9 protein-coding genes are annotated in these 8,087 nt (G+C 35.6%); 4 read left to right on the top strand and 5 right to left on the bottom strand.

The window, feature by feature from the left end:
• Positions 1–106: 106 nt before the first annotated feature.
• The 3 genes from HMPREF2810_RS09890 to HMPREF2810_RS09875 all read left to right on the top strand — a co-directional run bounded on the left by HMPREF2810_RS09890 (position 107) and on the right by HMPREF2810_RS09875 (position 2,219).
• Positions 107–703 (top strand): hypothetical protein, encoded by a 597-nt coding sequence (locus HMPREF2810_RS09890; RefSeq protein ID WP_002383385.1) that lies wholly within the window; start codon positions 107–109, stop codon positions 701–703.
• Positions 704–859: 156 nt separating this feature from the next.
• Positions 860–1,501 carry an ATP-binding cassette domain-containing protein gene (locus tag HMPREF2810_RS09880; RefSeq protein ID WP_002383383.1) on the top strand — a complete coding sequence of 214 codons (642 nt, stop codon included), beginning with the start codon at positions 860–862 and terminating at the stop codon, positions 1,499–1,501.
• Between the two features lie 37 nt (positions 1,502–1,538).
• Positions 1,539–2,219 carry a peptide ABC transporter permease gene (locus tag HMPREF2810_RS09875; RefSeq protein ID WP_002401553.1) on the top strand — a complete coding sequence of 227 codons (681 nt, stop codon included), beginning with the start codon at positions 1,539–1,541 and terminating at the stop codon, positions 2,217–2,219.
• A 159-nt stretch (positions 2,220–2,378) separates the two neighbouring features.
• On the opposite strand, the gene HMPREF2810_RS09870 is transcribed toward HMPREF2810_RS09875, so the two are convergent.
• From HMPREF2810_RS09870 to HMPREF2810_RS09860, 3 genes are read right to left on the bottom strand one after another with little or no spacing between them, the layout of a single operon-like run.
• Positions 2,379–2,693 (bottom strand): nucleotide pyrophosphohydrolase, encoded by a 315-nt coding sequence (locus tag HMPREF2810_RS09870; protein ID WP_002383382.1) that lies wholly within the window; start codon positions 2,691–2,693, stop codon positions 2,379–2,381.
• A complete protein-coding gene (locus HMPREF2810_RS09865) occupies positions 2,686–2,985 on the bottom strand; it encodes a hypothetical protein (protein WP_002358867.1) in 300 nt (99 codons plus the stop codon). The genes HMPREF2810_RS09870 and HMPREF2810_RS09865 overlap by 8 nt, the downstream gene beginning before the upstream one ends.
• On the bottom strand, positions 2,966–3,928 hold the full coding sequence (locus HMPREF2810_RS09860; protein WP_002383381.1) for a helix-turn-helix domain-containing protein: 963 nt from the start codon (positions 3,926–3,928) through the stop codon (positions 2,966–2,968). Before HMPREF2810_RS09860 ends, HMPREF2810_RS09865 begins: the two co-directional genes overlap by 20 nt.
• Positions 3,929–4,054: 126 nt before the next feature.
• Between HMPREF2810_RS09860 and proC the strand changes: the two genes are divergently transcribed.
• Positions 4,055–4,870: a pyrroline-5-carboxylate reductase gene (gene proC / locus HMPREF2810_RS09855; RefSeq protein WP_002383380.1), complete on the top strand. Its 816-nt coding sequence runs from the start codon at positions 4,055–4,057 to the stop codon at positions 4,868–4,870.
• Between the two features lie 59 nt (positions 4,871–4,929).
• On the opposite strand, the gene mapP is transcribed toward proC, so the two are convergent.
• Positions 4,930–5,754, bottom strand: a complete 825-nt coding sequence (gene mapP / locus HMPREF2810_RS09850) for a maltose 6'-phosphate phosphatase (protein WP_002383379.1) — start codon at positions 5,752–5,754, stop codon at positions 4,930–4,932.
• A 65-nt stretch (positions 5,755–5,819) separates the two neighbouring features.
• Positions 5,820–7,988, bottom strand: a complete 2,169-nt coding sequence (locus HMPREF2810_RS09845; protein ID WP_002383378.1) for a PTS transporter subunit IIBC — start codon at positions 7,986–7,988, stop codon at positions 5,820–5,822.
• Between the last annotated feature and the right edge of the window lie 99 nt (positions 7,989–8,087).

Here is an 8,087-nt window from a genome sequence, read left to right as displayed (position 1 = left end):
GACAATTTATTTACACAAAATTATTGACGCTCCCGTAGTATTTGTCGTCAATTGTTTAAAACAGAAAATAACATTAAATTACTTACGCCATATATGAGGAAATATTATGAGCAAATGTTATAAATATACAGATGAAAAATATGAGGTTTTTGTTGAAAATTCCGTATTTATTAAAGATAAAGAAAAGAATGTATATTTAAAAAGCGAATTGAAAAATTTACCAAAAAGTATACAAGAATCACTAAACGAATATACTCCTAAGGTGACTGTAATCAAGTTCGCATCAATCATCACGTTCTTTATTTTTCTTCTTTTTATAAATGTGATTCTTTTAAACCATTCTGATACAAAAATACAATCAATATCTGCTAATCTACACCTTGCCTATATCTTCCTATTTTTCTATCTTTCTTTGAATATTTTTATACATGAATTAGGGCATATAAAATCTTTAAACTACATTGGAAAAAAACATCAAAAAATTGGATTTAAGATGAATTATTATATTTTTCCAGCAATCTATGTTGAAATGAATGAAATTTATCTTATTTCAAAAAATGAAAAAATAATAGTTCATTTAGCTGGATTAATTACAAATTATCTAACCATTAACTTTATTCAGGTCATCAATCTCTTATTTTTGAAAAATAAAATACTCGACAGTTCATTCATTTTTTTTCATATGCGTTGTTATGGAATCTAGTTCCTGTGTTAAACTCTGATGGTTATAAAGTTTTAATCACGTTATTCAGTGTAGATGAATTAGAAAATAAAAGAAAAAATCACTTGATTGTAAAGCTAATACAAGCAATTAGTTTGTTATTGGTCATTGAAACAGTCATTAGTTGGTTTGTGTGAGGTGACTAAGTTGTTAGAACTAAATGATTACACATTGAAAATAAATAATAAATTACTTTTAGAACATACAAAAGTTTCATTTAGAAAAGGGGTGATTAATCATATCTTAGGGAAAAACGGTGTAGGGAAATCACAATTTGCTAAGGATTTATTGTTAAACCGGGGTGGTTTAATCCCTTCTGAAATAAGTAAAAATGTTACGATTATTTCAAGCTTTTCTAATGTCCCTAATGATTTAAAAGTCTGCGAATTATTTATTCTTCTAGAGAAAAGATTTGGTTTAGATTCAGTCGCACACTTGGCTCATTCTTTGCACGCTACAAATATTTCTAAAACTTCCTTAATTGGACAATTAAGTGATGGACAAAAACAAAAACTAAAATTACTTTCTTTTTTTCTGGAAGATAAATCAATTATTGTATTAGATGAAATTACCAACGCCTTAGATAAACAGACAATTAATGAAATCTATCTATTTCTACTTGCATATATAAAAAATCATCCTAAAAAAATTATTCTAAACATCACACACAATTTATCAGATTTAAAAAATTTAAAAGGCAACTATTACTTAATTGAAGATTTCAAAATGATTCGTTTTACTAATCAAACTGAAGTTATTCAGAAGTATATTGAGGGGTGAAATTTTGGAATTAAAAAAAACGATTTCCAACAAAATAATGATTATTTTAATTGCAATTATCGTTGCAATCTTTGCAATGGGATGGATTCTACCTATTGGCATCGATAAAGTAACTAGGTTAAGTTACCGAGAATACTTATTTAGTACATATACTGTATTTACACAATTTGGCTTTCTAATGTTTTCGTTTCTAGTATCTTTCTTTATTAATAAAGAGTACTCAGGAAAAACAATTTTATTTTATCGTATGATGAATACCAATAGCCTTACTTTTTATATAAAAAAAGTTTTGACACTTACGGTAGAGACCCTAGGCAGTATTCTAGTTCTGTTATTTATCGTTTCCTTTATTTTTATGGATTTTTCTGTAATTCTGCAAATGTTTTTTTTATTATCGATGATTTCAATTCAGTATATTTTAATTGTTGCGTTGATCAGTTTTTTATCTGCTAACGTTCTTTTATCTATCGGTTTTAGCATACTCTATTGGATTACAACAGTACTTTTTGTTGCAATTGGTGGATTTTTACGTTTTTTTGCAATATTTGATGCTTCAAACGAATTATATCTAAACGTCCAGAATTTTTTAGAAGGCTCAGAAAACTCAATTAGTTTTGACCACAATTTATTAATTATCTTGTATATTATAGTTCTAACAGTCATCGCGCTGGCTATTGCAAGGGTAAATAATAAACGTTGGCTAAGACTAGGAGTATAAACGACACCCACTTCGCAGATAGGATTCATCTACTTATTCGAGACAATAGATTAAATCAAATAAAATACAACTAGTTGAAACTAAAAAAGCATCAATTTTGATACGCCCCAAACTGATATTTTTCTAAACTTTGGGGCGTGTAATCAAAATACAAGCTTCTTAGTGTGGCACTGGATATTTCAACGCATTTTTCTTCAACTTTTCTTCGATAATTTCGTCCAAATCAAACCCTAAATTATCAGCCATCATGTAGGAGTAAATGAGAACATCAGCCAATTCTTCTTTGATTCGTTCTTCTTGTTTGATGCCTTCTTCTGCTGTTTTCCATTGAAAAAGTTCTAACAATTCTGCTGCTTCTAAACAAATTGAGAGCGCCAAATCTTTTTCATTATGGTGGGGGCGCCAATTTCTTTCATCACGAAATTGATTAATTTTTTCCATTATATCCATCTGTTCTCCTGCTTTCTTATTCATTTGATGGCAACTGAAACCCATCGAACGTTTCACCATCATAGTATTTTAATAACTGCTCTGTAGACAATAATGAGGAGGTTATTTCTTCCTCTTCAACAACTGCTTGATTCTCTTCTCTATACAATAAATAAGCCTGTAAAAGCTGTTGGTAAAGTTTTTTTCGTGAAGAGGCTTCCGCTGAAAGAAACGTTAATTCTTTTAAGTGTCCGCGATAGACAGGCAAATCATCAACAAATTCGATTGGTAATTCTACTACAGTTAACTGAAATTCTTCAAAGACTTCTTCGTACATCTGCCATTCCTTCTTTCTGTCGATATTGTTTTGGGGTCATGCCCATTTCTTCTTTAAAACGTTTATAAAAAAAGGCGTTGTCTTGATAGCCGATTCGTTCAACAATCGTTTGAATCGATAAATCTGTTTGCTTCAAGTAGTTTTTCGCCAATTGGATTCGGTAGGCTAAGACAATTTCCGTAAACGTTTTGTTTGTTTTGTCTTTTAAAAAATTCGATAAGTAATTCGGATGAAAATGAAATTTAGCGGCGACTTCTGCTAAAGTGACATGCGCAATCTGTTGCTCAATATACGCTAAAATCACCTCAACACGTTGATGATTCGACAAATAATTATCTTGCATCTTTAAAGCTTCTCTAGGCAGTTGACCTAGTTCCACCACCAGCAAAACAAAGGCCGCTTTGGTCACTTTAGTATTAAAATAGGCCATTTTCACAATTTGTTTCAGTAATAATAGCGAATAGACGTGAACATCCGAATTTGGCTGGCTGGCAAAAACGAAATATCGAGGAATGTTTTCAAATTCACTGCTAGCAATTTCTGTAAAAAAACGATACATGACTGGTTCTTCCGCCAGCTGGTTTAAGAGCGTATCAAGAAAATAGTGCTTTTTAAAATAAAATATAATCATAGACATTCCTTGCCCCTGATAGCTAACCGAGGTGGCCTCATTGACAATCATGACTTGGCCAGCCGAAAACGAACACCTTTGTTGATCCAAATAAGCATTGCCATCTTGCTCTAAACAATAGAGCATCCGAATAAATCCTTTCGGAACGTCAATTGTTTCCGAAGATGCCAGCATAAAGCCCGCAATTTCTCGATGCGGATTTTCCTTAAATTGCGCTACTTCATTCTCAAGAGCATTGGTAGTGGTTAAATAACAATCTAAGGTCTCTAAAAACTGATAAAATGCTGCATATTGTTCTTCTTTGCTTGCCAATTAATCACCTCATAATACAACACTTTTTACTTTACTCCCTCTATTTTTTTCTTTGGCGTTTCCTTCTATACTAGATACATGGTAACACGAAAAAAGAGATTCAACAGTTTTTAGGAGGAATTTTTTATGAAAATTAGTTTTATCGGTGCTGGAAATATGGCATCCGCCATTGCCAAAGGTGCGCTAAAAAAGCAATTTATTGCCGCAGAAAACCTTTATTTTTATGATATTCAAGTCAAAAAAACCGCCGCTTTTGCACAAGAAATTGGTGCACATGCGGTTGCTTCGCCTCAAGAAGCTATTGCAGTAGCAGACTTAGTTATTTTAGCGGTGAAACCGCAATTCGTTCAAGCAGCTTTACTTGAAGCGAAAGAAGCAATTTTAGACAAGCAACCGTTAATTGTTTCCATTGCAGCAGGTACGACTATTGCAGAATTGTATCAACTGTTTGAGACTACCCAACCGCTTCGTCTTGTTCGTGTGATGCCCAATATGAATGCATTGATTGGCGCAGGTGCAGCAGCTGTTTGTGGTAACGCTTTCGCATCCCCTGAAGACATCCAGACTGTTTTATCGTTGTTTCGAGCAGTTGGCCAAGCCTGGGAATTAGAGGAACAGTATTTTTCGATTTTTACTGCTATTGCAGGTAGCACTCCTGCGTATGCTTTCTTATTTATTGATTCGATTGCCCGAGCAGCCGTTAAAAATGGTATGAGCAAAGAGTTAGCCTTAGAAATTGCCACACAAGCTGTACTAGGCAGCGCTCAAACTTTGGCAAATAGCAAAGAGAATCCTTGGACTTTAATCGACCAAGTCAGTTCTCCTGGTGGAACCACGGTTGCTGGGATTGTCGAATTAGAAAACAATGCGTTTATTTCAACAGTCATCAAAGGGATTGAGGCCACCATTTTTCGGGATCAAGAATTAGCCAAACAAGACTGAGAAGAATAATTACATGAGCGAATAAATAAGAAAAAGCGCTGAAAATTCAGCGCTTTTTCTTATTTTAGTTGAATGAGTAAGCCAAAATGATCACTGACTATCGGTGTTTTCCTACCATCAAAAATTACTTCATATTTTCGTACGTGCCACTGTTTTGGAACAAATGCGTAGTCAATCCGCAAGGCTGCTTCATTTTCTTCCCAGCCATCTATTTTTTTCTCTACTGTCGCTTCACCGCTTGTCTCTTCCGCTACAACAAATGCATCTTGAATCGGCAAGTAACTATTTTCCACTAATTGATAGCCAGTTGTACCAGCTGGGTTGTTTAAATCGCCTAAAATGACTAACGGTTGTTGCCCCGTCGCTAAGTATTTCTCTAATTGTAGCCATTCATAGGCAAAACCTGTACAGGGTGTTTCCCACCAAGAAAAGTGACCAGAGACAACAGTAAGCGTACCTTTTGAACTCTCTGTCTCCGCTACTAAGATTTTTCTTGTTCGATAATTCGTTGGTTCTTGGCTTTCTGAAATAAGGAGAGCTTCACTAGTCAACGGACATTTCGAAAGTAGTGCGTTCCCTTCTTCATAAATAGCATAACCAATGTGGCTCATTTCCCAACTCCAATAATAGTGTTGGCCTTTTTCAGCTAGATATTGAACGATTAGATATGCAAAATTATCTTCATGGACCGGTGTTTGGGTCGCTACGGGACAAAAAGTAGTTAACTGTTCTAACGGCACTTTCTTGGAAGCGACTTTCTGATTCACTTCTTGTAAGGCAATTATTTCACTTTCAGAAGATAAAATCACCTTGGCAATCTCCTCTAATTTTTTTAACGGTTCTTCTTCTAACCAGCTATGAGTATTGATTGTTAAAAGATTCATCTTTTCACCTTCCCTTACATGTGATTATGTCGGGCACAATTATTGATTGTGCCCGACATAATCATTTAAATTTCAATCTGTCCGATCACAGTTCCCGCAGTGGCGGTTCCTAGTTGATTAATGACTACTTGTTCCACTTTGTCGCTGTTTGTAAAAGCGACAATAATCGTTGTTTCTTTGCCAGCTTGTTCAATCACATCCAAGTTCATTTTAGCTAGTTTCGTCCCAGCTTTCAATGATTGTCCTTCTTTAACAAAAGATTCAAAAGCAGGTGTTGCCATTTCGACTGTATCAATCCCCATATGGACAAGTACTTCAATACCTTCTTCTGTTTGTAGCCCAATCGCATGTTTGCTTGGGAAAACACTTAGAACTTTCCCCGAAATTGGTGCCACCACTTCTCCTTCTAGAGGCTTAACCGCAAATCCATCCCCCATCATTTTTTGTGAAAAGACAGGATCATTGACTTGCGCCATTGGAATAACTTCCCCTGTCGCCACAGCCACGAAATCTTTTTTCTTGCCTAAGAAATTCGTTGTTGGCACTCCTGTTGTACTTTCTGCTATAACTGGTTCTGGAATGTCAACGCCGGAAGCTAGTAAATCTTCAATATCGGATTTTAAAACATCGGCTTTTGGTCCATAAACGGCTTGAACGCCATTATCTTTCACAATCAAGCCCATTGCACCTGCCCGTTTCCACGCCTCTTCCGAACCGACTTTTTCTCGATCCTTTACGCTGACACGTAAGCGTGTCATACACGCATCAACTTCTTTGATATTTTGTTTACCGCCAAGTAAGTAGACAATTTGCGCGATTTGCTGATCGACGACGCCTGAACCAGCCGCGCCAGATGCGATTTCTTCGCCGTTATCATTGTCATAGTTTCCATTTCTTCCAGGTGTTGCGTAATTAAATTTTTTAATTAAGAAATTCGCTAAGAAATAAGTGACAACACCAAAAATGATGACCATTAAAACAAAATTGATTAAATCGCCACCTAAACCAGCTTTTATTGCTAGCGGTGTTCTTGTTAACAATTCAATATTTCCAAACGAATGCACACGCAATGGTAAAATATCAGCCATTGCAAAAGCAGCACCTTGGATTACGGCATAAATCACATAAAGCGGCACTGCAGCAAACATAAACATGAATTCTAACGGCTCTGTCACACCAGTTAAGAAAACAGCTAAAGCAGCAGAAAAATACATTGATTTATATTTAGCTTTTTTATCTGCATCGACATTACGATACATCGCCAAAGCCATCCCCATTAAAATCCCTGAAGAACCAATCATTTGGCCTACTTTGAATCGAGCTGGTGTCCAATTTTCTAAGACAAACTGATACTTGCTCATGTCACCAGCGCCTTTAAGATTCACTAAGTCTGTTGCCCAAGCCAACCATAAAGGATCTTGACCAAAAACTTGGGTTCCAGCTTGTGCGCCAGATAAAATTTCATACGTTCCACCTAATTGTGTATAGTTGATTGGAATCGTCAACATATGATGTAACCCAAAAGGTAATAACAAACGTTCCAACGTTCCATATAAGAATGGCGCTAAAATAGGTGCACTATCTTGAGATTGCGCAATCCATAACCCAAAATTATTAATTCCCGCTTGAATATTTGGCCAAATAAGTGCTAATGCAATTGAGACAATTGTAGACCACAAAATAACGACAAATGGGACAAACCGTTTACCATTAAAAAATGATAGCGCATCTGGTAATTTCCGATAATTGTAATACTTGTTGTAAGCCATCGCACCGACAAAACCAGCAATAATCCCTACAAAAACACCCATATTTAATGCCGGAGCTTCTAAGACACTTGTAAAGAATCCCTTCACCATAATCTTGGTGCCAAATAAGGTATGCGTGAAAGCTTGTTCATCTGCCAACATTTCATTTGTTACACCAAAAATGGCTCCAGTAATACGATTGATTAAAACAAAAGAAATCCCCGCTGCAAATGCGCCACCTGCACGATCTTTGGCCCAACTGCCACCTATTGCTAACGCAAATAGTAAATGTAAGTTGCCAATAATTGCCCAACCGATACTCTCCAGAACTCCGCCTGTTGTTACTAACAAACCTAAATTAGGATCGATTAAGGGAAGCGATTTCCCAATACTAATCATTAAACCCGCTGCGGGCATTACTGCCACAACGACCATTAAAGCTTTCCCGAATTTTTGCCAAAACTCAAAACTAAACATTTTTTTCATTCCTGCCACTCCTTACGCAATCGGTTTCGTTATGTTGCCATTATATACTCCTGTTTCCTTTTTGTAAATGCTTTAATTTCAAAAATATTGTGGAAAACA

The sequence above is a fragment of the Enterococcus sp. HMSC078F03 genome, from assembly GCF_001811595.1.
Classification (GTDB): Bacteria; Bacillota; Bacilli; order Lactobacillales; family Enterococcaceae; genus Enterococcus; species Enterococcus faecalis.
This window is presented reverse-complemented; position numbering and strand designations above follow the sequence as displayed.